A 23,095-nucleotide genomic window follows, 5' to 3' on the forward strand; every position below is an offset into this window, starting at 1 on the left:
TATATATGATGCGTATCATACGCATCATATATAAAACGTTCTAGTTTGATATAATTGATCCAATCAATCATCTGATAGGTTTCATTTAAATTCCATGAGTCTTACTGAAATTAAAGTTCGCCAAGCTCATTGCAAGGAAAAAACGTGTTTTTTATCCGATGAAGATGGACTTAGCCTGAAGATTGAGACGAATGGAAGAAAATCTTGGTGCTATCGCTATACAGATCCACAAATAAAAAAACGTCGCCGCATTCAGTTAGGACTTTATCCTGATTTATCACTGAAAAAGGCACGACAAGTCAGAGATGATTTTAAAGACAATAATTTTAGTTTTGAAAAAGATACTATTTCTAATGTAATTACTTTTCGTAAAGTAGGGGAGGAATGGCTACAGTTCAAACTTAAGAATGCATTTAATGATTTACCCCGCTGCGGTGTACTACAGTTAGCAGAAAGATGTTTACAGCATGATATTTACCCAGACCTTCAGGATTTACCTTTTGAAAACGTCAAGCGCTATGACTTGGTTTCAGTAATAAAAAAAATAGAGGCGCGCCAAGTAAAAGAACCTGAACCGTACCGGGTTTGTCGGAGAGTCAATATTCTGAGAGACTATCCCGATGACAAAATTAAAATATACCCCTGAAATCAGAGAAAGAGCGGTTCAATTATTGATTGAATCTGAAAAAGATTATCCATCGAATTGGGCTGCGATCACCGCTATTGCTCCCAAGATAGGTTGTACTCCTGAAACACTACGTGTTTGGTATCAAAAATATTTAGATAAACTAAATCCAGTTAAAGTACAGCAGCTTTCAGATCAAGAACGTATTAAACAACTCTAACGTGAAAATAAAGAACTGCAACGCGCCAATGAGATTCTACGTAAAGCAGCCGCTTTTTTCGCCCAGGCGGAGCTCGACCGCCCACACAAATAATGGTGGATTTTATCCATAATAATAAAGAGCTGTACGGAGTCGAGGCGATTTGTAGAATTTTACCGATCGCACCCTCAACCTATTACCGGACTCTAGATCTCTGCGAAAATCCAGAACATCGAGCGAAACGAGATCTACATGATGAGCATCATGCTGAACAAATTAAACGAATTTGGAAAGAAAGTTCAGGTCGATATGGTGTGCGTAAGGTCTGGCAACAATTGAAACGTGAAGGTTATGTTATCGCACGTTGTACAGTTGCTCGATTGATGCAGAAGCTAGGTATACAAGGTGTTTGGCGTGGTAAGAATAAACAAACCACCCGTAGCCGAGATGACCAAAAACGAGCAGATGATTTAGTGAAACGTAATTTTACTGCTGATCATCCTGACCAACTGTGGGTCAGTGACTTTACGTATATTCAAACTCATTCAGGCTGGGTCTATACCGCCTTTATTATTGATGTGTTCTCACGAGCAATTGTTGGCTGGAAAGTATCTACACGAATGAATACAGATATGGTGCTCGATGCATTAGAGCAAGCATTGCATGATCGAGGCATGCCAAAGAATGTGATTCATCATTCCGACAGGGGTGTGCAATATCTTTCGATTCGCTATACCAATCGTTTAGAAGCAGCAAATTTACGAGCATCAGTCGGTACAACTGGTGATTCATACGATAATGCTTTGGCTGAAACGGTGAATGGCTTATACAAAACAGAGGTGATTGAATATTTAAAAGCAGATTGGCAAGGTTTAGCAGATGTACAACTTGCGACACTAAACTGGGTAGATTGGTTCAATAAAAAGCGTGTACACAGTGCACTGGGTTATGTGTCGCCTTTTGAGTTTGAAGCAATGTACTATGATAAGATTAACCCGTTAGGTCAGGTGGCCTAACTTAAATAAAAAAGTCTCCGACAAACCCGGTACGGTTCACCAATATGATGCCTCACTCGATGGCTGGGGGGCTCTAGAATTTTGGTGGCTATTCAGTCCATCATTACCTACATTCCAACTCTCTAGTTTTCCAACTAGCCCAGGTTATAATAGCCACCCAAAATACGATTGATCTATTATGAACACCTCCAATGACCCTTTACACGGCAAAAAACTTGCTGACATTTTGGATGAATTATTGGATTACTACGGTGGCTTTGAAGGCTTAAGTCACAAAATTGAAATTAGATGTTTTTGCATAGACCCAAGTGTTAAATCATCATTACGATTCTTGCGTACCATACCATGGGCACGTGAAAAAGTAGAAAGCTTATATTTGTACGTCTTACGCCAAAAGGCCAAACAGAAACCGTAGCCTCAGGCAACACCCCTCTCATCATAAAATTATACCAGTCAGTAAAATACCTTTAGATTAAGCATATGTATGTTGGTTATTATTGTTGATTATCACAATAAATTAGTGACCAAAAATCAAAGTACCCCACCCCATCTTAAATTACGTCACACAAAATAAAAACTCTATATAACTGTTATATATAGAGTTTATTAACGTACCAATTGTGTTATTTAGTGTATTTTATGTCGGTGACTCTTGCCAAGGTTGGGGTCGCGAGTTCGAGTCTCGTTTCCCGCTCCAGATTCAAAAAAGCCCTCATCGAAAGATGGGGGCTTTTTTATTGATTTGATTACAATTTTCTCTAACATCTAAAGGCAGTATAGACAATTTCAGCAAAGTCTTACCATAGATAGTGTCACCTTTACATCAATTTCTAAGCTGCCTACATGGCAGTGAACCATCCCCAAGCTCAAAACCTTTCTTTTTCCTATTTCTAAGCTGCCTACATGGCAGTGAACCGCGACATTTCGTTTTTACTGGTCTTGTACTTTTTCTAAGCTGCCTACATGGCAGTGAACATTTCTTGGGGCCAGTAAAAACTGCTATGGGTTTTCTAAGCTGCCTACATGGCAGTGAACGAGCATAAATTTGATTTGACAGCATACGCTCATTTCTAAGCTGCCTACATGGCAGTGAACGGGCTGTCGCAGTATCGGGTGCGACAGCAACTTTTCTAAGCTGCCTACATGGCAGTGAGCGTTGTAACTTGATCAATTCAAAGAGATTTGACTTTCTAAGCTGCCTACATGGCAGTGAACGAGGTCGGATAACTATTGCTCCTCGTTGTTACTTTCTAAGCTGCCTACATGGCAGTGAACAAATCAAGGCAAGCCCTGCAAAACTTCTACAATTTCTAAGCTGCCTACATGGCAGTGAACAGTTATTGTTTTTATGTAATTAGTGTTAGCCATTTCTAAGCTGCCTACATGGCAGTGAACGTTGAGTGCAACATTGTGCGAATCCACCTCATTTTCTAAGCTGCCTACATGGCAGTGAACTGACTAAGCATGCATCCAAAACACCAATCATTTTTCTAAGCTGCCTACATGGCAGTGAACCAGAACTAACGAAGTGAATGAGCGTCCTAATTTTTCTAAGCTGCCTACATGGCAGTGAACTCCAATGCTTCCGATCTTCTTGATCCTGCCATTTTCTAAGCTGCCTACATGGCAGTGAACACCAATTCATTGCACCAGTTGATTACCAAAATTTTCTAAGCTGCCTACATGGCAGTGAACTACGATTAAAGCATTAAAACTTTTATCGGGTTTTTCTAAGCTGCCTACATGGCAGTGAACGTTCGCCACATGTCCACCTCTTTTATGTCGATTTTCTAAGCTGCCTACATGGCAGTGAACCATCAATTTGATGCCTTTCAATTTCTTTTTCATTTCTAAGCTGCCTACATGGCAGTGAACACAACCTCCCCAGTAGTAGGGTCTACAACTTCTTTCTAAGCCGCCTACATGGCAGTGAACTAGCCTATATATCTAAAAAAGTCGCAGATACTTTTCTAAGCTGCCTACATGGCAGTGAACGAGGGTCTAATGCGTGGCATTGATTACGTAATTTTCTAAGCTGCCTACATGGCAGTGAACGGCTCTCTGATTCTCAATTGAACACTGTTCAATTTCTAAGCTGCCTACATGGCAGTGAACATATAGAGCTGGCTAATCCTGAATTGGTCTTATTTCTAAGCTGCCTACATGGCAGTGAACCGGTGAAGTAATTGGTCAGCCATTCTTAAATATTTCTAAGCTGCCTACATGGCAGTGAACTTCTGCATCGGTCAGAATACCTTGTTCATGCATTTCTAAGCTGCCTACATGGCAGTGAACTAGGTACTGATGCAGCAGCAATCCTTTTGATTTTTCTAAGCTGCCTACATGGCAGTGAACTTTATAAATGCCTAAATTCACTTTTAGATTGTTTTCTAAGCTGCCTACATGGCAGTGAACAAGAATCGTGCTTTCTGAGTAATAATCCAAATTTTCTAAGCTGCCTACATGGCAGTGAACTATTTTTCAAAGGCAAACAATTTTTTAGTTTTTTTCTAAGCTGCCTACATGGCAGTGAACCTAGAAGTAGCCATTTTCTAACACCATTTGCTTTTCTAAGCTGCCTACATGGCAGTGAACGTAGGTTTTTGGCTCTTGTGTTGGGGCTACAATTTCTAAGCTGCCTACATGGCAGTGAACGACAGTAGTGTGCCTCTCTGGAAAATCAGTCATTTCTAAGCTGCCTACATGGCAGTGAACCGTCAATATAACCATACATCGTGATTACTAAATTTCTAAGCTGCCTACATGGCAGTGAACTTGTAAAGGGGGCATGCCCCCTTTATTTTTTATTTCTAAGCTGCCTACATGGCAGTGAACGATCGTATGTAGGGTTTGCAACTTGTCGAACTTTTCTAAGCTGCCTACATGGCAGTGAACCCAATCATCTCGAAATAGAACCATTTCATAAATTTCTAAGCTGCCTACATGGCAGTGAACGTGATAGATAAAGTTTGATCCAAGTCATCAGATTTCTAAGCTGCCTACATGGCAGTGAACAGTAACTATCGCTTTGCTTTTGCACTTAAAGCTTTCTAAGCTGCCTACATGGCAGTGAACGATAAAAAGCTGAACCAATAATACTTGAACCATTTCTAAGCTGCCTACATGGCAGTGAACTCCAAATGTAAAGCGTGATTTACTTGGTATGATTTCTAAGCTGCCTACATGGCAGTGAACGAATAGTAATCACGTTCAGGATTCTTTTCATATTTCTAAGCTGCCTACATGGCAGTGAACTTATCAAATAGCACCATGGCATAACCTTGCTCTTTCTAAGCTGCCTACATGGCAGTGAACAGTAAAATTAACACAAAAAATAAAGCTATAACAGTGAGTTAAGCTTTAAATCTAGTAAAAGACCCAAGTTTTAACCCACGTTTATAACTTATTGATTTTATTAAGCTGTTAAAGAGTATAAAAATATTGGGTTAAAATTCGGGTACAGAACTCTGTGAACTTAAACCATAGGTACTAAAAACCTGAGTTGCAGATTTTTCCGTAGCGTTCTTTTCAATGAACAACTTAAACCATCTCTTATCTTGTTCATCAGAAGTACTTAAACTTTGCAATTGGATATAAGGTAAATCCGTTGTTGTTACAACATTACTATAACGAGCCAATGCTTCATCAAAACTAATATCACCACGCTTCACACGGTGACGAGCCAAACGCTGTGGATTAGTTTTCACCTGTTTACGCCTATAAATGGCATAGCCTGTGATTCTATTTTCAGGAACAGGACGTACACTCGTGATATGTGTGTAATCTAATAAACGATCTAGCCATTTTCGGATATCTAGTTTTTGTAAATCTATTTCAGATATAGCAAAAATACGTAGTTTCCCACCTAAACCAACTTTAGATCTTTTATTTTCCTTTGTTTCATACACATAATCAGGAAAAGAAATTCCGATTGGCACTTGATTGTACTGATCTTTCATTTCCACTAAAGCAAAATGTAACTGCATATAGATTTTTGACCAAAGGAAATAAGGTGAAATCTCAGCTTGATCAATCAAAGTAATTTCTTGGTAATAATCCATTGATTACTCCTTACCACTTTGACCAAATACTCCACCACGAACTAAAACTGCCATCACATAATGTTCTTGTTCAGTATTAGCCAATGACTCACCTAAAGCGTACTTATCAAATAAATTAAAAAAATCAACTTTATCTTTCGGTGTTCTATACGCTTTTCCTAGATTTGTAACCGCGCCATACGGTTCTATCGCAATTGCTGTTTTTTTCTCATCAAATTCAGGATACCAAGTATCAATTGTACGTAGTGCATTACCGATTTTTTGAGAATGCATTGCAGCAACATCATTCACTTGATAAAGAATTTTGCTCTTATTGCCTTTTCCTTTATCTAATACCAACTCTTCACTTGGATAGACTTCTTGCGCTTTACCAACTAATGCATAAGCTTCAACTTTAATTAATAGATAAGCAGTTTCACCTTTCAAAGCCTGTGCAATTTGGTTCGCTAAGTTTTGTACTTTCTCATCAATCTGATCAAAGTCATGCAATGGATATTCCAAAGCATTAAAAGTGATTGCTGCTTGATCATTAATCGTAACAACAACTTCTACTTTTTCAGCTCCAACACGATTACGCCATAAAAACCGAGCATTGGCTATATTAAGTGCATAGCGTTTAGCAAGCTCAGTAAAGCCATATTGTTCAATATAGTTTTTTGCTACAACTTGATAAGAAGCTAAGAAATTTTCATTGTTACAAGCAGATAGATTTTCAATTCCACCGAGTACTTTTAAGGTAAATCTAACTTTTAAAGTGTCCTGATTTTCTCCCAAAGCACATGCATCTACAGTCTGTAAATTGGCTTTCTCAACCTCTGCATTCAGTTTCATTGGGTCACCTGCAACAGCAGGCTTTAAACGGTTTGAAATCGTTCCTCGTACCGATTTTTCAATCAGCTTTAATGCTGTTTGTTCATTACGATTAGTCCAAGTTGTTCCGTAAAAATAACCATCTGATGGAACAAGTTTCTTTTCAAATGCCAATACACTTGCAACTGCTTTTTCATTTTTAGCCATGAGTTTTTCCTTTTTTCAATATCAAGTTAGTTTGTTGTAAAATTTTCACAAAGGTATAAATTATTTTCTAAATCAACATGATACTTCCATAACAGTTGATCAATGTGTTCTATACGATATGGCATCACAAATTCACCTAACGTTAAAACACTTTCTGCAAAGCGATGCGGAGTATTGGCATCACGTTGATTTTTTGCTTGTCCCAGTTCGGAAATTCCCTGAAAACCAACAGCAATAGGCACAAGCCAACCTTGAGCTTTACGCTTTGATGTCCATGTCACTTTGTCATCTTGATCTAGACTAGAACTATGTATGACTTTTAAATAATCTAAAACCGCATCTAACGCATCTCTGCCCTGATTCATACTTTCTATAACAAGATCACGACGCTCAATCAGTACATGTCCAAGCATGAGCTTATTTAAGATGGGTTTTAATTCCTTATCCTGACTTTCATCTTCATCAAAATCCAATATTTGACAATTCTTAACTGCTAAAACATCTCCACTCGCAAATTTCATGCTGCACACTAGATCAGGGATAAGCTCTAAAAGTTGATCTCTTTTTTTCTTACTCAAATTTTCAATTTCAATTAAAAGTGAAACTTCTAAATGACAACGAGCTTCTTCAATAAAAGCAGGTCTACTCCCATCCTTATCTAATGGATTCGCTGTACCTATAATGGAGTGAACAAAATCCCCTTGCCCTTTATAGGTTTGCAAATTAAATTCATGACAGCTAATTGCCACTTTAGTTAAAGCCACATCACACGTTTTAGTTTGTAATTTACGTTGCAAGGCATGAACTGCACCGAGCCACGCTGTCATTGCAGGAAATCCGATGGTATATGGACTACTCATTGCATTGGCATTGTGAAGTTTTAAATGTGAAATCAATAAAAAATGACGCATTAAAAAAACTCCTTATCTTCATCCAGTGCTTCAAATACAATACCTTTTAACTCAATAATTTCAGGGCTACCAAATAACTTAGAACCATAAAAGTCTTCAAAGCTGTCTAAAATCCATTTTGCAGTTCTTCGAGCAATTTCATCTCGCCATTCACTTTCGGTTTCTCTTACATCTAAATATGCATCGTCAAGCCATATTTTTTGCTTTAGAGCTAAGGATTGATAATGCTCCTTTTTAGACCATCCCTTTTCATTTTTACGTATACAAAAGGCAATAAATAAAATATCTCCAACCATTTGACGTAAAATTTTTTTAATTTTTTTACGTGTATGCTGATTATTAATTCCAGTGACATATTTCTGTAAGCTTTCAAATTCACTACCAAATCTTTTCCAATATAGACACTGTTGAAAAAAATCTTGACTGGGTAATTTAATATTACGGTTTTCAAACTTAGGTGGACAAGTTGATAATAAATAAGCTCGTCCTGCATTTTGACTATTTAAAACACTGACATTTTGAGGTTGAGTTCCACCATACCCCGTTACAGTTAAATCAAAAATATCGGAATAGCCTATTTCATGATGCTCATTTTTCTTACGTGACTCTTTAGCTTGTTTAGTGTCTTCAGAAAAACGTATCGCATCAATGGATTGTTTTAGTCGAGTGATTAATCCTGATGGCGTTAAAATAGAGAGTAAATGATATTGTGCTTCACGAACTGGAAAATAAACTTGTTTCACTAAGTGATCTGTTTTAACAGAATGATCTGTTACTTTTATTTTTAAAAATTCTGTACTTAAAGTATCAAAGTTTAATTTTGCATGAGTAATTAGAGTTTTCAATGCTTGATCTTGCTGTTCAAAACCGTCCAATACCGTGAACTTTTCATTTAATGGTAAGGACAAAAACTTAAATACATCCATTGCAGCAGCATTGCCAAATACATCTAATGAATAATCCACATTCCCACTTCGTAAATAGCCATCATTAGATTGTTCTACTTTAGCAATCACGCTTGAAGTTTTTGCACTTGGGTGACTGAATTTACTTGGGTGACTGACCATAGAAAGCTGTGTAACTCGCTTTGCTGCATCAGGTAGCCATTCATTTAAACTAAACTTATCATTTGCCTGTTTTTGTAATTCGCTTATTACCGTTTCATTTTCAGCCTTTTTTATTCGCTCTTTTAACCAAAGTTCTTTTCGCTCATTCAAAAATGTATAAATGCTTTCAGCCATATATCCCCCACTTATTATTTATCTAAAACTACAAGTCCAAATTGTTCAGAATAAACAAGTCTTTTATTCTCATCATATTCAGATAACATAATTTCCCCATAGCGTTCTGATAATGTTTCTACCTTTTCAGAAATATCCTCATTTTCGCTCAATTTATCAAGAGAGAGACGACACAAAATGTCGTGATAATTTCGATTTAACCATAATCTTTGTTGTTCTAATTCGTTTAATTGCATGTGATGAATATTATAAAAACCATTACGATCAATATATTTTCCAAAATCATCTTTTACACAAAATACAAGCTTGTGATTTTTTAACACTGCAAAAAGCTGACTATTAGGTGAACTTTGTCTAAAAGGCGTAAATCGCTGAGGTAAAGCCGTTAAAAACCAGTTTTGAGTCAACCACGCATTGAGAGGCTTCGCACCCACTTTATTATATGAAGTTAAAGCATCAGCCATGACCGCATGTTCAAGATCAGCCAATTTTTTTATAGCTTGTAAAGGTTGATTTGCCTGAATACGTGGAACGGCATTGATATTAAAATCAACATTTGAAATATCGAGTAATTCTTTTAGATCTTTGGTCTGTAATTTGAATTTATCATTATTCATTTCAAAACCTGGCTTTTCAAATGCGACCTTCGCCTTTCGTACGCCTTTCAAATTATATTGCATCAAAGCAATATTTGGTTTTTGAATATCCTGTTCCAGTTTTCGATGCCGTAATACCCGCCCAGCAAGTTGGATGATAGAGCGATAAGAGGATGGCTCTACAATTGCCCAATCAAAATCATGATCTCGACCAACTTCCTCTACAGGCGTAGCAACCAAGATAAAAACAACATGTTCATGCTCTGTTGAATCTAAATGCTGTCGAATCACATTTTCTGAAAATGCAGTCGCCTGCTCTCCTACTTTTTCTTTGCGCTTCAAAACCTGATCTAAATGTCGCTCCTGCTCACTACGTAATAGCAAAACTTGACGACTATGATATGCCATGACACGAGGTGCAATTCCTTGTGACCACTCGGCATTTAATAGATATTGAGTGAGCGCGACACATGGCGAAATATTCGCTATACGTACCACACCAAAAGAAACTTTTTTGCCTGTCTTAATATCGATGCTGTAATGATTTAGATGCAATTGTTCAGCATTCTGCTTAATTCGTTCAAAATATTGCGACTGTAAACTTTGATCTAAACGTTGTACTTCTTTTTCTGCAACAAGGTCAGCACAATCTATAATATAAGCTCTATGTTTTACGATTTGTTTACTTAATGCATTTACTCGAAGCTCAATAAATTGATCATGTGTATTCTTATATTGCTGTATCGTTTCTTTTGATTTGCTTGAATCAATGATTTGAATTTTAGTTTTAAATTCATCAACCCACATTGCAGTCATATTTGTATTTTTAAGTTTTTTAAACGCACAATACAATGACCAACCTTGCTGATACGCATTAAAGAAACCCTCAGCTAATGCAGGTGGAATGGTTGCCGAGGAAATCATCACTTTTCGCCCTAACATCCCTGCCAAATGTACAAGTCGAGCAATCGCAATTAAGTCCTGACCGTTAAAATCATCAACTTCATCAATCACCAAATCTGAAGATGAAAGTCTCAAACTGGGTAAAATATATTTTCCACCTCGTTTGGTTTCCGTGGCTGCCATCATATGATCAATGGTGCAAGCTAAAACAGGTTTATATAAAAAAGCTTTATTACGTTGTTCCTGATGCTTTGGAAATAAAGCATTCATAAACTCTGCTTGAGGCATAGCGTCATAATCAAGTTCATTGTCTAATAGTTCTTCCAGTGACTCTGAACCTATTTCCTCAATACTTACTTCATCTGGCTGAGTATTTTTTATATTTTGATGATGTAATTCCTGAACAGCTTTTGAACCAATTAAAACAGCAAGCTCATCATTGCTCAAACCAATATCATGACGATATGAATCACCAGTTTGTAAAGTTAATGTTCTGAGTCCTAAAGCTAAGATATAGCGTAATGATTGCCCATCTTTGGATAGAGCTTGCATAATTTTAGCATTGGCAATCGTTTTACCCTTACCCGTACTCGCCATATTGACAATAAACCAACCTTGTTTCTCCACTCCCTCATTTTTTTGAATAAACTGTTGTATCCCTTTCACTGCCTGATCTTGCCATTCAAAACCTTGAGGACTTTTCTTTTTTAATTTTTGAATATCATAAGCGGGTTCCATGTCATCGGCTAAGCGACTTAAAGACTGAGCAACTCGCATTGCATTGTCACTGACCCGTACTAAATGCTCATCTAAAAATTGTTTGGCTTGTTTCGTTTTTGGGTCAGTATTTGCAACGAGTGATAAATTGGTTTTCCACGTTTTATCTGCCTCACAAGATGAATAATAGTGATCACCCAACATGAGACATAATCGTGCATGATGTAAAATCACTCGCCAACTGCCATCAACAAAAATCTGCTGTGATGCTTGAGACTCTTGTAATAAACGTGTTGACCATTTTTTAATTTGCTTGTTCCATTCAGATGACTGAGTCAACAAACCTTGTTTAAACTCAAAACACAATTTAAGACGTTGTTGATACTCTTTTTCCTCAAATTTATTTTGATAACCCCAATCTGCTTCGATAAATTCAAATAATTCAACGATGCTATTTGCAGGTTGAACCGTATATTCTTTTAACGCTTTATCATCTTTTAAATTAGGTAAACGATGATGTGACACAATCAACCATGCGACCAACTGTGCTAAAGGTGGAAGTTGGTCTAAAACTTTTGATTGATCTGAATTTTTCACAATCGTTTGTTTGAGTACTTCTTCATTCCAACTTTGACTGATAAATAAATTTAGCCATGCTTCATCAGTTTCAATATCGCCTGATGATTGAACCAATGCATTGAGCAAAAGACAGGAAATCCATTCATGCCGTAAAGGATCACCTTTAAATTGATTGTTTTTACTGAGGAGTTTCTGCTGAAATAAAACCGTTGCTTTGCCCCAATCGTGAAGTAGTGCGGACACTGCAACCAACGCTTTAATAAGAGGTAAATAATGCCAATCATTTTCCCATTTATTTTGATCTAATTTTTTCTTCGTGGTATTTACAGGCACAATCCCCTGCGTATTAAACTTATTCCGATTTCCAACAATCCACAGCAACTCACTTCTACGACGACCACGTATCCAATGACAACTGACCGCCGTACTTTTGGTAACGGTCTTTCTCAACAATTTTTTAACAGCAATCAAACCATCTTCGGTAATGACTGTTTGCCATGTATTGTCACCAATTCGATCTGCAAAAGCATCGAGTACACGGCGAGTACGAGCAATCGCTTTCTTTTCACACTGGCTAATGAAGGTCACAATCATAATTCACTTGCCTCTGTATTAAAGTTTTTACAAGCTTGCGTTTTCACATGATCAAACATCCAATCCAAACAGCGATATTCAGTAAGTTTTTGTAGTAACTGCTGTCTAAACTCTTGCTCTTTCATGCCCTCTTTGGCACAAATAAATGCCCAAGGCAAAACCACAGTATCCTTAATTAAATCAGCGACATCAAACACCAAAGCACCACGTCGAGTTTTACCGTGCATCACTGCAAATGAATGAGAAATGCCTAACACCCAAAGCGTGGTTGCGGCTAAACCATAGGCGAGATAATTACCATGATTCAAAAAATCATTGGCTAAATCCCCCTGCTCAGGATTGCGTTCAAAACTGAGTTTGCAACGTGTTGCCGCAATCTTATAAAGTTGCTTGGTCATTTGTGCTTCAGCAAGCAACAAATCACCAACTTTGCTTTGATGCGGAATTTTCTTTTCAAATCCTGTTAACGCTTGAGTGATATCTTGGTCATCCAGATAAAATCCTTCGGCTTGTAAATCCCGATCTTTAGCCCAAACTTTACGAATAAACTCAATACGCGCGAACTGAAATTGTTTTGCGACCTCTAAACGTTTGGCATCGTCGAACCAAAAGCTCATCCACCCCTGCATATATTCCGTGGGGCGATATTCACTTTGTGGCATCATCCATTCAATTTCGCTCCCCATAAATAAAGGCGTTCCACCGCCGCCTGTAAAACCGACCAATACTCCTGCACTGGCGAGCATCCGCATCGCTGCTTGGGTAATGGATGTGCCTGTACCCAATAAAATGACCGTGGTATTGGCGATTGGAATATTCCAATATTGGTTTTCATTTTTGGCTTCTGTGAGATATAAAACTCGACCATCTTTTTGCATGACACGTGCATGTTCAAGGTAGTAAAGATTGGCACGTTTAGAATGTAAAATTGCTTTTAAATCGGAAGGATTAAGTTGTTCCATTATTGTTATCAATTTTAAAGAGGCGTTATTATTAAAATATCTTCACCCCATCTTTATTGAAATAAAATTAAGCAAGCTAACGTCACATCTTGACGCAGAATCTTCGCAAGATGCATCTGTATGGTAATTTATACCTCGATTTGCTGAAACTACTTCGTAACAACCCTCTTTAACTTCCTAAACCCCTAGTTATCTATTCTCAATAGAATTTCCATCAAGGTCATAAAGATTTACTGCTCGTGCACCAGTATCAAGAAATAATTCTTTAAAAGCTCGTATTTCAATCTTAGCTAAATTAGCCTGTATTGGCTCCATTATTTGGACAATCGCAATAGGAGCTGTAAACTTGAAAAAAGATAAACTATTAGAATGATGTTTCATTAAAGCTTTCAATGTTGTTGTAGCACTTTCAAAATCTGCCAAAATCATTCTCGGATGATCATAAGGTATTTGAGGAACTTCTGTTGCTTTGACAGTACCATCCCCTGACATCAAATCCATACGGTTTTTATAAAAATGTACCCACATTGCTTTAGGATGTTTCTTTAAATCGTCGCTTATCATCTTGATTCTTAATTTTCTCTAAATTAACATAATACGCTTATACGAAGTGCTTGAAATTTTCCTTTTAGCATCAATCCCCCAGCCAAAAAGATTTTAGAATTCAGCATACTAGAACGGCTTTTCATCATTATTCATGCTTCACACTTACTGTTTAAACAAGATAAAGCCACTGAGCCTAACCGCTCATGAAAACCGCTGACTTGAGCGATAAAACCATGATTATTTTATATCAAGCCGAGCCTTTCTCTTGTTTATAGAAAGACCCAGCCCATCAGTCACATTAGAACTTTACTAAGTCACCTTTTAACGCCACCCCTGCTAATGCCGTACCTTTCGCACATTGGTAAGTCGTGGTGCTACGTGTTTCGTTGGACTTATAGAAACTCACCAAATTGGTCACGGCATTTGCACCTTTTGCTTTTGCCGTATTTTGGAACTGAATCAACGCAGAACGTAGCACATGATCACATGAACTTTCTGCCGATTTAGCAAAACCATTGGTTTTTTTATTGGTCACTAAGCCTTTTTGAATGACCTTGCCACCTGACTTAGTGCCCGCTAAATAAAACTTGACTGAACCATCCAACACCCCATCAGCGACAGCACGGTTTACGGCTTCTTGGAAATTGAAATCATGCATTTGGTCAGCTGCTTGAGCCGATGCAATCCCACATAAAGACAATACTGTTACTGCAAAAGCTTTTTTAAAAGACATCATTTTTCCCTCATCTTATTTGAAACGTTTAAAAATTAAGGAGGTATTAATCCCTCCAAAAGCAAAATTATTGCTCATCATGGTTTGCGTTTCTGCTGAACGCATGCCCGATACCACATAATCCAGATCACCGCAGGCGCTGTCAATCTGATCTAAATTTAAAGTCGGCACCAATTGATTGCGTCGCATCATTTCAATACTGAGCCATGCTTCAATGGCGCCACACGCCCCAAGCGTATGCCCAAAATAACTTTTTAATGAGCTAATCGGTTTTTTGCCTAAGATCCGCGCAGTCGCTTGTGATTCAGCAATATCCCCCTGATCGGTCGAGGTACCATGCGCATTAACATAATCAATATCTTCGGCTGTAAGCTGTGCATCTTTGAGTGCCAACTGCATACAACGGCCCATCATTTCAGAATCAGGTCGGGTCACATGCTGACCATCGGTATTGCTGCCATACCCCACAATCTCGGCATAAATGGTCGCCCCACGTGCTTGCGCATGTTCATACTCTTCTAAAATCAAACAACCTGCGCCTTCACCCACCACCAAACCATCTCGGCTTGCATCAAATGGACGTGGGGTTTTCTCTGGATGGTCATTTTGCACACTGGTCGCCAATAGCACATCGAACACGGCTGAACCCGCTGCACTGAGCTCTTCCGCACCACCTGCAATCATCACAGTTTGCTTGCCATATTTGATCGCTTCATAAGCTTGGCCAATCGCCATAGAACCTGAAGTACAAGCACTCGAAGTTGGTAGGGTTAAACCCTTTAAACCAAAATACACCGTCATATTGACTGCACTGGTATGCGACATCATACGAATGTAGGTCGTGGCATTCAGTTGGCTCATATTGTGCTCAATCAACATGGCGCCAAACTCACGTACGGCATCCACACTGCCCGCAGAGGAACCAAAGGCCACACCTGCATCACCACTTTTTAAGATATCCGCATGCAGTAAACCTGCATCTTCTAATGCTTTTTCAGCACATACCGTAGACATTAAAGCAACACGCCCCATGCCACGGGTTACTTTACGGTTAAAATGCTTCGGTACAGTAAATGACTCCACCGGGCCAGCCAATTTACTGCGTAAATCAGGATAAATCTCCCAGTCAGGCATATAGCGAATACCGCTTTTGCCTTGTGCAAACTGCTCAAAAATTTGTTCTGCGGTTTCACCCAAAGAAGTAATTCCAGACATGCCTGTTACGACAACACGTTTCATTAGATCAAGCCTCCATTGACTGAAATCACTTGACGAGTGATATAACTGGCATCATCACTACATAAAAACTTCACCGCTTTTGCGACTTCTTCTACCTGTCCCATGCGTTGCATCGGGATCATTTTCAAGGCGTGTTCTTTAACTTCTTCGTTCACCATTTCGGTTTCAATCAAGCCCGGAGCAACACAGTTCACCGTAATTTTACGTTTGGCCAATTCCAGTGCCAATGCTTTAGTCGCTCCAATCAAGCCTGCCTTAGCAGCGCTATAGTTCACCTGACCACGATTCCCCATGATTCCAGATACTGAAGACAAGGTCACAATACGTCCGCCCTTTTTCAAGCGAATCATCGGCATCATCAGGGGTTTCAGCACATTATAAAAACCGTTCAGAGAGGTCGAGACCACATCATCCCAGTCTTCATCGGTCAATGCGGGGAAAGCACCATCACGGGTTAGTCCTGCATTCAACACCGCACCGTAAAAAGCACCATGCTGTGCTATATCTTGCTCCAAAATGTCAGCAATCTTTTCACGCTCATTCACATCGAACATCAGTACATGACTCGCCTGTCCAAGCGCTTGAATCTCCTGAGCCACTGCTTCGGCCTCAGACTGTCTTGAGCGGGCATGGACCGTGACATCAAAGCCTGCCTTTGCCAACTCCAAAGCGATCGCTTTACCTATTCCACGACTCGAACCCGTGACTAAAACTCTTCTGTTCACACTAATTTTCCAATGATTTCATTCATATTTTCAGGCTCAAATACGCTCAACATAGCGCTGAACCGATGTTCTTGATATTCAATTTCACAATTAAACTGCCCCAAACCTTCGTGCAGATAACTTTGTTCGACCCGAATCTGCACGGTTGTACCCAAACTAAAATAGGCACAGGGTAACTGCATTTTACGCGTTCCCAATAAAAAGCCAATTTTCGGTGGCCAACCCTTGGTTTGCCCTTTATAGCCTGCATAGGCACTAATGGTCTGCGCCATCAGCTCAATACTGCTCCATGTGGGCAAGCCATCTAGCTCACAAAACATCAAATCAGCTGTGATATTAAGTTCTGCAATCGCAAACGTATCATTGGCTTCAATCAGATGACTTACAAAAACCATCGGTTTCGCATGTGGAATAAACTGTACTGCGTCCATCATGACAAAGCCGTCCCGAAAATTAAACTGATATTGCTCCCCCCAAAAGCAAAAGAATTACTCATCGCATAGCGAATGGGTGTATTCAAATATGGTGTAAGCACATAATTTTGCCCAGCCAAAACATCATCCAATTCACCTGCATGATGCAGCGGCAACCAAGATTGATCTAATAAAACCTGCTGGCAAATAAAGGCTTCGATTGCACCCGCTGCCCCCAGACAATGCCCTGTTTTATGTTTGGTACTGCTCAAAGCCACAGCTGCATTTGAGAAAACAGTCTGTACCGCCTTGATCTCCATCGCATCATTTTGGGGTGTAGAAGTCCCATGCAAATTTAAATACCCAATATCGCCTGCTTCAAGCTGTGCCATATCTAAAGCTTTTTGCATCGCCTCCGCAGCCCCTCGTCCTTCTGGATGTGGTGCCGAAATATGCCATGCATCCATTGACTCGCCACTCGACAGTAACATCACAGGAGCGGGCGTTTTGGACAGTAAAAACAGTCCTGCGGCTTCACCAATATTGATACCGTCACGGTTGGCACCACAGGGCTGACAAATTCCGCTCGATAAGCTTTCTAAACTATCAAAGCCATTTAAAGTCAGCTTGCATAAGGTGTCTACTCCACCGACTAAGACAGCATCGGCCAGATCGGCATTCAGCAGACGTTGCCCCGCCGCCAGCGCTTTAGCTGCCGAGGAACAAGCGGTAGAAATGGTATAGGCAGGCCCTTTCCAGCCCAAATACTGTTGTAAGGCTTTCGCTAAACTGCCCATTTCTTGCTTTTGGTGCTGTACAGACTGCGGTACTGACTGTTGAAACTGGACTTTTAAGACAGGCTCATTATCTGCGATGCCTGAGGTTGACGTGCCGATAATCACAGCAAGACGTTGTTGAGCAAACTGTGCTGTATAAGCATGAATTTCAGTTTCAATGTGCGCCAAAGCCGTCAGCGCAAAGCGTAGATTCCGTGAATCTGCACCGCTCAAGCTTTCAGGCACTGCTTGAAGCAAGGTTTGATCAGATGCACCGACCCAGACCGAACGCCCCACGATCAAATCCTCTCGTTGCGACAAAGTATTTTCTGTGCCTGTTAAGGCATGCTGAAGCTCAGTGGCATTTTGCCCCAAAGCCGATAGCGCCGCACTGAACTGAATCCCCACGGCTGAAACATGCTGTAGATTTTTAGTCATGATGGTCACCTTGATCATCTTCTAAAGTATTGCTCACCGTGCTGATCACCATTTGATAAGGCACTTGCAGATTATCCAGTTCAATTGTTCCTTCATTTTGCTGAATTTTCAACACGGGTTGCTGCTGTATATAAATGGTATCGTCTTTCTGCACGACCGCATTTTGAGCAGTATGTAAGGCAGCAAAATTTGGATACGTAGCATACAGAATATCACGCACCACATAATCAAAAGGCAACCGTTTCATTGGATCAATCCGCTGTTCAACTTCGACCTTTTGACCATCAAAACTGAGCTTAAACAACTGCTGTCCTGTGAGGCTGAGCGCTAACATATCAAGCGACTGCCCCCGTTGTTGCTGATACAGTAAAAAGCTGAAACTCTGGGTTTTCCACTGTACTTCGATTTGATCTTGACGTTGATAATTTTGCACAGCCCACTGCGGGGTCGCGAGTCCCTGCGCCTTGGGAATCCAGCTTTGGCAGGCACTACAGAGCAGAGCACTGGCTAAAACCCAACTGACGGTTTTCAAACGCAGCTTAAGTTTCATCAGTCAACGACTCTTTTTGCGGTTGTTCTTCTCGGCAATATTCGGCCAAAGTGCTCAAGCGTTGCTTGGCATTACGATGAATCGGGTTGCTTGCATCCCACGCATAACCTGCCAGTAAGGAAGCAATCATACGGCGGATTTTTTCATCCTGATGAGTGGAGAACACCACATCCTGAAACTCCCCCGAATACCATGACTCGACATAGGCACGAAATACTTGAATGCCTTTACGTAGTGGCTTTTCATATTGCTCCATCCAATCGACTGCCTGACCTTGCAGCACTTGCTCAACCAATGGCACCGCTAGACTGGACGATTTTAAGGCAATCGTTACCCCTGAAGAAAAGACAGGATCGAGGAACTCTCCCGCATTACCGAGTAGCGCATAATTGTTTGATGCCAAATGTTTCACATCGGCAGAATAGCCCACCAAAGTACGCACAGGAGTATCATGTTTGGCGTGACGCAGTACATGCGACAAACTGGCATCATCGGCTAAAATACGTTTCTGCAAGGCTTCAAGGTCATAATCTGCACTGCCGTCATAACCATATTTTTCAAAGAAATCCTGCTCCGCCACGATGCCAAATGAAGAACGCCCATCGGCAAAGGGAATCAGCCAATACCATGCACGGTGGTCTTTTTCATGTACGGTAATTAAAATTTTCTCACGGTCAAACTCAGGGTCATTCAATAGACCGTCTTCAATGTGGGTAAAGACCGCACGGCGCACAGGAAAGTCCGATGGGCTTTCTAAGTCGAGAAACTTCGGCAAAATACGGCCAAAACCACTGGCATCTAACAGGAACTTGCCTTGAATTTGGTAGCTGTTGCCTTGCTCATCTTTGACCGTCAAAATCGGCTGTGTGGATTTGACATCGACGGCCAAGACTTCATGGCCAAAACGGATGTCCGCGCCCATTTTTTCGGCTTGCTGTGCCAAAAGCTGGTCAAAGTTGGCACGTCGGACCTGCCATGTAGTGCCTGGGCCTTCACTAAATTTTTGGGTAAAGTCATAAAAACTACGCTGTCTGCCTCTTAAAAAAGCCGCGCCATTTTTAAACTGAAAGGCATATTCGTCGGCATGTGCACGCACCGTTTCCAATAAACCCGCTTCTTCTAAAAACACCATACACTGCGGCAATAAAGACTCGCCGATGGAAAAACGCGGAAAATATTGCTTTTCAATGACCGTGACTTGGTAACCTTTTTGGCGCAACAAAGCTGCAGCCGAGCTGCCTGATGGTCCCGCCCCAATAATTAAAACATCTGTCTGTTGCATGGTGCTCATTGCACTGTACCCTTTGACTCAGCTCTTTGGCTGATATTGTTGAACCACCACATGTTTTGCATCGGAGGATGTAAAAAGTGTGGCATAAATAAATGAAAAAATAACGCCCAGCAACACTGTTAAGCCAAAACTGTGAATGGCATAGGTATGACTAAAGGACAGCAAACCAAAACTAAAAAACGTCGACATCATGCACAGGAATAAAGCCATCCCCACCACCTGCGGATGATCATGTCCGTGGCGGTAGAAAATCGCATAGTCCACCCCAATCCCAATGATTAGGAAGGTACCCATAATGCTGAATAAATTAATCTCGACACCCAGCCATGCTTGAATCGCAAACGTGGTCATTAAGGCCATGCTGACAGGCAACACCAAAGGCAGAATGGATTTTTTGCCATATAGTGTCCCTAAGCCAATGGCTAAAATCACCAAAGCGCTGAGTAATAGCCACTGTGCCTGCTCACGGTGCTGTTTAAACAATTCAGACAGTTGATGAACGGGACGTAACAGTTGTACATCAGCATTCTCAAGCTGCTGTACGGCTTTGACATCATGCACATTTTGCAGCATCACCAAACGTTGTGTCGGACTCATCTGCAGAAAATGCAGAGGATGATCTTTAATGACTGCTTCGGTCAACAACGGTTGGTCTTTTAAATGGGCTTGCCAGTTTAAAACATCGGCTGCGTTGAGCTGTAGCGCTTGCGCATATTTCACTAAAGCTGGCTTGGGAATCGCCTGCAACATCGCGATATTGTGCTTCTGCTGCTCAAGCGAGGGAATCCACTGCCCTAAAGCTTGTACAGCATCCAACTTGCCAGCCTGTTGTAAGGGCGCAAGCTCTGCCAGTAGTTGCTGTTCGCGCTGCTCCAACTCTGCTGGGGTTCTGCCCTGTACCACAAAGTATTCACTGCTTTGCTGTTGCATAAAACGCGAACGAATATATTGATCTTCCTGCTTTAAGGTGGCATCCATACTTTGTAAATTACGGATGTCATCATTGCTTCTCAGCAAGGCGAGACTACTACCCATCACCAGTAGAATCAGTGCAATCATGCCATAACGCAGTGTGTTACGGCTCTGCACATAACTGCGTGCTTTGCCAATAAAGCCCAAAGCACGTATCGCAGGTTCCGCATTCAACGCAGGCAAACGTGGTAGCAATAAAATACTGGTCACCCATGCTGCGCTCAGTCCAACCATGGAAAAGACCGCAATCTGCTTAAAACCCGGAAATGGGGTAAAACTCAGCACTACATAAGCCAACAATGTAGTCATCAAACCCACAAATAGGCTTGGCAATAATGGTTTTAAAACTGCAAATCCATCCACCTGTCGGTGCTGAGACTGCATGGCCATAAAGTAAAATGAAAAATCGACACAAACCCCTATCAGACTGGCGCCAAAGACCAGTGTCATCAGGTGAATTTCACCGAAAACCCAATACGTCACCGCAAAGGCCACCAGACTGCCGGTACCGACTGCAACCATTTCCGTCAGCATCGGGCGTATCGAACGGAAGCCAAACCAGACCAGTAGTAATATTCCGATGGTCGAACCCACGCCAATAGTCGAGATTTCCTCTTTGGCAGAATTGGTGCCAAACTGTGCAAACAGTAACGTGCCTGTCCAGTGCGGTTTAACCTGCAACTGGTTGAGCTGCCGATTGATATTCTGAATAAATGCAGCAGTCTGCTCTTGGTAGGCAATGTTATAGGGACTGCTATTGAACTGAAGCACCATCAGGCGCGAGATGCCCTGCTCATCACGAATCGTGGCAAAGCCCTGCTCTAAATTGATATCGGCATTACTTTGTAGGGCACTTAAACCCACTGCATAACGGGGAAACAGCAATAAAGGATCTTGCTTGAGCATTTCAGCCGTGATTGGCATGCCCGGACTCATCAGTTGTAATAAGCCCTGCTCCATCAACGCGGCATCATCCTGCCCTTGCACAATCTGTTGATCTGTCTTAGATAATAGCCCTGCTTTGTGCTGATACAGCGCTTGAGCAAATTGATCAGGATCGAGTTGTGGGCGAACAGGTAAAAATAGCTGACTTTGGTCGGCTTGGGTTTTGAGTGCTTGCGTTGCCTGTTCGAGTTGCTGATCTGTTTTGGCATCCAGCACCACAAAGACTTTGTCATTTAACTGCTGACTGACATATTGCTGTGCTTGTTCCAGATAAGCATCTTGATGTGCCTCAGGCAGCAAAGCAAAAATATTGGTCTCAATCTTAATGCCTTTATTCAGCCAAGCCACGCCCAGTGCCAAAGCAATGACACACAGCACCAACAGCCACAGGGCGCTAAATTTATTTTGCCAATTGGAAAAGCGCATTTTCCACAGCCGTTAAAGTTTGAGGTTGAGCCGTTTGCTGGCTAAAACGAATGATGGTGCGATTATTGGCTTGTTCCAAAATCGTAATACGATCCACATAACGCTGACCTTGCGCATCAACTTGGACAAAAAGCTTTTTAAACAGACTGCTTTTCGGCGTTAAGCTGACATTCCACTGCGTCGGACTGTAATTGGCAGACACCACATTAAAGTTTTTAGCGAGTGCCGCTTCATTGCCCGACATCAACTGTAAAAACATCGTCGCTACAGAGCCATAAGGAGTCTTATCGACTTCAATTTGACTGGATGTGCGTTGTGTCTTTTGTACCAGCTTACGCGGTGTCACCACCAAATCGGCTTTGACTGGACTTTGAATCTGCCACAGCACCCCTTGGTTTTTGCTGAACAGCACCGTGCCTTTGGACACATAGGTTTTATTCAAAGTGGCCAATTTCTTCTGCTGCTCAAATTGGGCACGCACCACAGGCGTTGCACCGAGCTGAGCAAACACCTGTTTCAATTCAGTATTTTGTGCATTCACTGCGGGAGCAAGCAGTGTCATCACGCTAGCTGTACACGCAACCAAAATCGGCTTAAAAAATTTGTATCGAATCATGCTT

Annotated in this window: 17 protein-coding genes, 2 pseudogenes, 1 CRISPR repeat array and 1 other annotated feature; of the genes and pseudogenes, 3 read left to right on the forward strand and 16 right to left on the reverse strand. The window is 40.9% G+C overall.

The features are described 5' to 3' along the window. Positions 1-94: 94 nt before the first annotated feature. From GBI16_RS07380 to GBI16_RS07390, 3 genes and pseudogenes are all read left to right on the forward strand, one after another. A pseudogene (locus GBI16_RS07380) lies at positions 95-616 on the forward strand (integrase arm-type DNA-binding domain-containing protein); the annotation flags it as partial. Positions 617-620: 4 nt separating this feature from the next. After that, a pseudogene (locus GBI16_RS07385) lies at positions 621-1,840 on the forward strand (IS3 family transposase). After that, positions 896-1,012, forward strand: a sequence feature (AL1L pseudoknot). Its footprint overlaps the pseudogene before it by 117 nt. Positions 1,841-2,018: 178 nt before the next feature. Next, entirely contained in the window at positions 2,019-2,255 is a 237-nt protein-coding gene (locus tag GBI16_RS07390) for a VF530 family DNA-binding protein (protein ID WP_005005662.1), read from the forward strand. A gap of 412 nt (positions 2,256-2,667) precedes the next feature. After that, a CRISPR array of direct repeats spans positions 2,668-5,155; the repeat unit is 28 nt; unit sequence TTTCTAAGCTGCCTACATGGCAGTGAAC. Between the two features lie 131 nt (positions 5,156-5,286). Here GBI16_RS07390 and cas6f read toward each other — a convergent pair. The 16 genes from cas6f to GBI16_RS07470 form a co-directional block, all read right to left on the reverse strand. Further along, positions 5,287-5,901: a type I-F CRISPR-associated endoribonuclease Cas6/Csy4 gene (gene cas6f, locus GBI16_RS07395; protein WP_151706820.1), complete on the reverse strand. Its 615-nt coding sequence runs from the start codon at positions 5,899-5,901 to the stop codon at positions 5,287-5,289. A gap of 3 nt (positions 5,902-5,904) precedes the next feature. Continuing rightward, positions 5,905-6,918, reverse strand: a complete 1,014-nt coding sequence (csy3, locus tag GBI16_RS07400) for a type I-F CRISPR-associated protein Csy3 (RefSeq protein ID WP_151706821.1) — start codon at positions 6,916-6,918, stop codon at positions 5,905-5,907. Positions 6,919-6,944: 26 nt separating this feature from the next. After that, the gene (gene csy2, locus GBI16_RS07405; RefSeq protein WP_110975694.1) at positions 6,945-7,829 is read right to left on the reverse strand and encodes a type I-F CRISPR-associated protein Csy2; all 885 of its coding nucleotides are present in this window, start codon (positions 7,827-7,829) and stop codon (positions 6,945-6,947) included. Next, positions 7,829-9,070, reverse strand: a complete 1,242-nt coding sequence (csy1, locus tag GBI16_RS07410; protein ID WP_119064436.1) for a type I-F CRISPR-associated protein Csy1 — start codon at positions 9,068-9,070, stop codon at positions 7,829-7,831. The genes csy2 and csy1 overlap by 1 nt, the downstream gene beginning before the upstream one ends. A gap of 14 nt (positions 9,071-9,084) precedes the next feature. Next, a complete protein-coding gene (cas3f, locus tag GBI16_RS07415) occupies positions 9,085-12,459 on the reverse strand; it encodes a type I-F CRISPR-associated helicase Cas3f (protein ID WP_151706822.1) in 3,375 nt (1,124 codons plus the stop codon). After that, entirely contained in the window at positions 12,456-13,421 is a 966-nt protein-coding gene (gene cas1f / locus GBI16_RS07420; protein ID WP_151706823.1) for a type I-F CRISPR-associated endonuclease Cas1f, read from the reverse strand. Before cas1f ends, cas3f begins: the two co-directional genes overlap by 4 nt. A gap of 189 nt (positions 13,422-13,610) precedes the next feature. Further along, positions 13,611-13,985, reverse strand: coding sequence for a rod shape-determining protein (locus tag GBI16_RS07425; RefSeq protein WP_086210670.1), 375 nt, complete (start codon positions 13,983-13,985; stop codon positions 13,611-13,613). Between the two features lie 280 nt (positions 13,986-14,265). Next, a complete protein-coding gene (locus GBI16_RS07430; RefSeq protein ID WP_086210747.1) occupies positions 14,266-14,700 on the reverse strand; it encodes an excinuclease in 435 nt (144 codons plus the stop codon). 15 nt (positions 14,701-14,715) lie between these two features. After that, positions 14,716-15,939, reverse strand: coding sequence for a beta-ketoacyl-ACP synthase (locus tag GBI16_RS07435; RefSeq protein WP_086210671.1), 1,224 nt, complete (start codon positions 15,937-15,939; stop codon positions 14,716-14,718). Further along, entirely contained in the window at positions 15,939-16,664 is a 726-nt protein-coding gene (locus GBI16_RS07440; RefSeq protein ID WP_151706824.1) for a 3-ketoacyl-ACP reductase FabG2, read from the reverse strand. The genes GBI16_RS07435 and GBI16_RS07440 overlap by 1 nt, the downstream gene beginning before the upstream one ends. After that, entirely contained in the window at positions 16,661-17,098 is a 438-nt protein-coding gene (locus GBI16_RS07445; RefSeq protein ID WP_151706825.1) for a 3-hydroxylacyl-ACP dehydratase, read from the reverse strand. Before GBI16_RS07445 ends, GBI16_RS07440 begins: the two co-directional genes overlap by 4 nt. Beyond that, positions 17,095-18,291, reverse strand: a complete 1,197-nt coding sequence (locus tag GBI16_RS07450) for a beta-ketoacyl-[acyl-carrier-protein] synthase family protein (RefSeq protein ID WP_151706826.1) — start codon at positions 18,289-18,291, stop codon at positions 17,095-17,097. The genes GBI16_RS07445 and GBI16_RS07450 overlap by 4 nt, the downstream gene beginning before the upstream one ends. Next, positions 18,284-18,841: a DUF3261 domain-containing protein gene (locus tag GBI16_RS07455; protein ID WP_151706827.1), complete on the reverse strand. Its 558-nt coding sequence runs from the start codon at positions 18,839-18,841 to the stop codon at positions 18,284-18,286. The genes GBI16_RS07450 and GBI16_RS07455 overlap by 8 nt, the downstream gene beginning before the upstream one ends. Continuing rightward, positions 18,831-20,132, reverse strand: a complete 1,302-nt coding sequence (locus tag GBI16_RS07460) for an NAD(P)/FAD-dependent oxidoreductase (protein WP_151706828.1) — start codon at positions 20,130-20,132, stop codon at positions 18,831-18,833. Before GBI16_RS07460 ends, GBI16_RS07455 begins: the two co-directional genes overlap by 11 nt. Positions 20,133-20,150: 18 nt before the next feature. Continuing rightward, positions 20,151-22,475: an MMPL family transporter gene (locus GBI16_RS07465; RefSeq protein ID WP_086210677.1), complete on the reverse strand. Its 2,325-nt coding sequence runs from the start codon at positions 22,473-22,475 to the stop codon at positions 20,151-20,153. Next, positions 22,450-23,091, reverse strand: a complete 642-nt coding sequence (locus tag GBI16_RS07470) for an outer membrane lipoprotein carrier protein LolA (RefSeq protein WP_086210748.1) — start codon at positions 23,089-23,091, stop codon at positions 22,450-22,452. The genes GBI16_RS07465 and GBI16_RS07470 overlap by 26 nt, the downstream gene beginning before the upstream one ends. Positions 23,092-23,095 lie beyond the last annotated feature (4 nt).

Origin of the sequence: Acinetobacter sp. TUM15064, from assembly GCF_008980265.1 — a bacterium.
In the GTDB taxonomy this organism is placed as follows: domain Bacteria; phylum Pseudomonadota; class Gammaproteobacteria; order Pseudomonadales; family Moraxellaceae; genus Acinetobacter.

Coding starts and splice junctions, on each gene's coding strand:
- GBI16_RS07455 (WP_151706827.1), bottom strand. CDS start 18,841: ATGAAACTTAAGCTGCGTTTGAAAACCGTCAGTTGGGTTTTAGCCAGT.
- csy3 (WP_151706821.1), bottom strand. CDS start 6,918: ATGGCTAAAAATGAAAAAGCAGTTGCAAGTGTATTGGCATTTGAAAAG.
- GBI16_RS07460 (WP_151706828.1), bottom strand. CDS start 20,132: ATGAGCACCATGCAACAGACAGATGTTTTAATTATTGGGGCGGGACCA.
- GBI16_RS07470 (WP_086210748.1), bottom strand. CDS start 23,091: ATGATTCGATACAAATTTTTTAAGCCGATTTTGGTTGCGTGTACAGCT.
- csy2 (WP_110975694.1), bottom strand. CDS start 7,829: ATGCGTCATTTTTTATTGATTTCACATTTAAAACTTCACAATGCCAAT.
- GBI16_RS07465 (WP_086210677.1), bottom strand. CDS start 22,475: ATGCGCTTTTCCAATTGGCAAAATAAATTTAGCGCCCTGTGGCTGTTG.
- cas1f (WP_151706823.1), bottom strand. CDS start 13,421: ATGGAACAACTTAATCCTTCCGATTTAAAAGCAATTTTACATTCTAAA.
- GBI16_RS07445 (WP_151706825.1), bottom strand. CDS start 17,098: ATGATGGACGCAGTACAGTTTATTCCACATGCGAAACCGATGGTTTTT.
- GBI16_RS07430 (WP_086210747.1), bottom strand. CDS start 14,700: ATGTCTTTTAAAAAAGCTTTTGCAGTAACAGTATTGTCTTTATGTGGG.
- GBI16_RS07435 (WP_086210671.1), bottom strand. CDS start 15,939: ATGAAACGTGTTGTCGTAACAGGCATGTCTGGAATTACTTCTTTGGGT.
- GBI16_RS07390 (WP_005005662.1), top strand. CDS start 2,019: ATGAACACCTCCAATGACCCTTTACACGGCAAAAAACTTGCTGACATT.
- cas6f (WP_151706820.1), bottom strand. CDS start 5,901: ATGGATTATTACCAAGAAATTACTTTGATTGATCAAGCTGAGATTTCA.
- GBI16_RS07425 (WP_086210670.1), bottom strand. CDS start 13,985: ATGATAAGCGACGATTTAAAGAAACATCCTAAAGCAATGTGGGTACAT.
- cas3f (WP_151706822.1), bottom strand. CDS start 12,459: ATGATTGTGACCTTCATTAGCCAGTGTGAAAAGAAAGCGATTGCTCGT.
- GBI16_RS07450 (WP_151706826.1), bottom strand. CDS start 18,291: ATGACTAAAAATCTACAGCATGTTTCAGCCGTGGGGATTCAGTTCAGT.
- csy1 (WP_119064436.1), bottom strand. CDS start 9,070: ATGGCTGAAAGCATTTATACATTTTTGAATGAGCGAAAAGAACTTTGG.